This is a genomic window from Brachyspira catarrhinii, from assembly GCF_005518285.1.
Taxonomy (GTDB): domain Bacteria; phylum Spirochaetota; class Brachyspiria; order Brachyspirales; family Brachyspiraceae; genus Brachyspira; species Brachyspira catarrhinii.
In genome coordinates this window covers 1-2399 of record NZ_SJDU01000346.1, presented here as the reverse complement: position 1 = coordinate 2399, position 2399 = coordinate 1, and the positions used below count along the sequence as shown (strand labels likewise).

Genomic DNA, 2399 nt, shown 5'->3' with positions numbered 1-2399 from the left:
TTGAATAGATATTTTTAATAAACAGATAGAATAATATTTTAATTAGTAAGTAAACATAAACTTGAAAAAAGTTTAAAATGAAGCGCTAGGCTGAATTTGATTTATAATACTTTTCTTTGTTATCAGCGGAAAGCGGGAGGTAGCCAAAAGAACAGAAATTTTGGTTATTTTATAAAATAATTGAAACATTACTATAGATTAACTTAAAAATTTGTATATACTTAAATATATAAGTTAATTTTATTTTTCAAATTTTAAAATTTAATTTGAGGAGTTTTTTATGGCAAATGAAAATTATATTAAAGACAAAAAAGATTATTTGGAGCTTCTTTCAAAAAATTATCCCACGATTGACGACGCTTCCGTTGAAATAATAAACTTAAAGGCAATCTCGCAACTTCCGAAAGGCACGGAATATTTTTTGAGCGACATACATGGAGAATCGGAAGGTTTCGAATATTTGCTCGGAACTTCTTCTGGCGTTATAAGAGAGAAAATTGAACTTTTATTCAAAAATACTTTGCCAGAAAACGAAAGAGTGGAACTTCAAATATTAATAGTCGACACGAAAAATCTTATAAATCAAAAATCGGAGAGAGAAGATTTTAACGATTGGTGCAGAATAACGATTTATAGATTAATAAGAATATGCAAAGTCGTTATAAGTAAATATACTCGCTCAAAAATCAGAAAAAAAATGCCTTCAAATTTTGCCTACATATTGGACGAACTTTTGCAAACTGGAGACGAAGAAAATAAAGAAAATTATTATTTTTCGATAATCGATTCTATAATAGAACTTTCGGCGGAAGAAAAATTTATGATAGCTTTATGTCAGCTAATTCGTCAATGCTCGGTAGACAGGCTTCATATAGTCGGCGATATTTACGATAGAGGACCTCATCCCGATAAAGTTATGGAAAGCATAATGACTTTTAACGAAGTCGACATCGCTTGGGGAAATCATGATATTCACTGGCTCGGAGCGGCTAAAGGAAGTTTGATTTGCGTTGCCAATGCGGCGCGTCTTGCGATAAGATATAATAATTTCGATTTGCTCGAATATAGCTACGGAATTAATTTGCGCTCGCTTTCTTCTTTTGCAAACGAAGTTTATAAAGACGACCCTTGCGAAGTTTTTAAGCCCAACACTTTGGATAAAAATATGTATGACGAAGTGGATAAAGATTTGGCTGCAAAAATGCATAAAGCGATTTCTATAATTCAATTTAAATTGGAATGTCAGTTAATAAAAAGACATCCTAATTATGGAATGGACGAGAGAATTTTGCTCGATAAAATAGATTATAAAAACGGAACGATAAAAATCGAGGATAAGGTTTACGAATTGAAAGATAAAAATTTTCCGACTATCAATCCCGAAAAACCGTTCGAGTTAACCGAAGAAGAAAATACTTTGATTCAAACTCTGTCGGCGTCTTTTATAAACAGTCCCGTTTTGCAAAGACATACGAATTATATTTACGACAAGGGCGGAATATATAAAATATTCAACGGCAATTTGCTTTATCATGGTTGCATACCAACGAAAGAGGACGGAACTTTTGACGATGTTTATATTGACGGAAAGTATTTGTCGGGAATGAAATATTTGAAACAAGTTGAAGATAAAGTGAGAAAGGCTTTTTACTGCGAAGTTGGAAGCGAGGAGCAGTTAAACGCTCTCGATTACTGCTGGTATTTATGGAGCGGTCCGAAGTCTCCGCTGTTTGGAAAAAATAAAATGACGACTTTTGAAAGATATTTTATTGAAGACAAAGCGACTCATAAAGAACATTACAACCCGTATTATTATCATATAGAACATAAAGAATATTGCAAAAGCATATTGAAAGAATTTAATTTGGATGTAAATAAATCGCATATCGTAAACGGGCATGTTCCTGTAAAAACTCATAAAGGCGAAAGCCCGATAAAAGGCGAAGGAATACTGCTCGTTATAGACGGCGGATTGTCGAAGGCATATCATAAAAATACGGGAATCGGCGGATACACTTTAATATCAAATTCAAATATGATGATTATAGCGGAACATCGTCCTTTTGCCGAAGTCGTTGAATCGGGATTTAGAATCTCTCCGAAAACTACTATAGTTGAAAGATTCAATAAAAGAATCACGGTAGGCGAAACGGATACGGGAAAAGAACTTTCAAAAAGAATTTCCGATTTATCCGAACTTTTGGACGCGTATAAAAGCGGGATAGTGAAAGAGAAGAGAAAATAAAATTGGAGTTAATATATCAGAAAATAATAAATTCTCATAACGAACTTTTTAAGAAATAGAAAATATGTAAATAAAATGGCGAGATTTTATTCCCGCTAAAATTAATTTTCTATTTTTTTCAAATATATGGGAATCATAACCATGCCCTATTCTC

1 protein-coding gene is annotated in these 2399 nt (G+C 32.6%); it reads left to right on the top strand.

What is annotated here, in order from left to right:
- The first annotated feature begins 280 nt into the window (after nt 1–280).
- Complete coding sequence (locus EZH24_RS10305; protein WP_236847166.1) at nt 281–2245, top strand: fructose-1,6-bisphosphatase; 1965 nt, start codon at nt 281–283, stop codon at nt 2243–2245.
- The last annotated feature ends 154 nt before the right edge of the window (nt 2246–2399 follow it).

Excerpts from the sequence above, each read along its gene's own strand:
- EZH24_RS10305 (WP_236847166.1), top strand. The coding sequence starts at position 281 with ATGGCAAATGAAAATTATATTAAAGACAAAAAAGATTATTTGGAGCTT.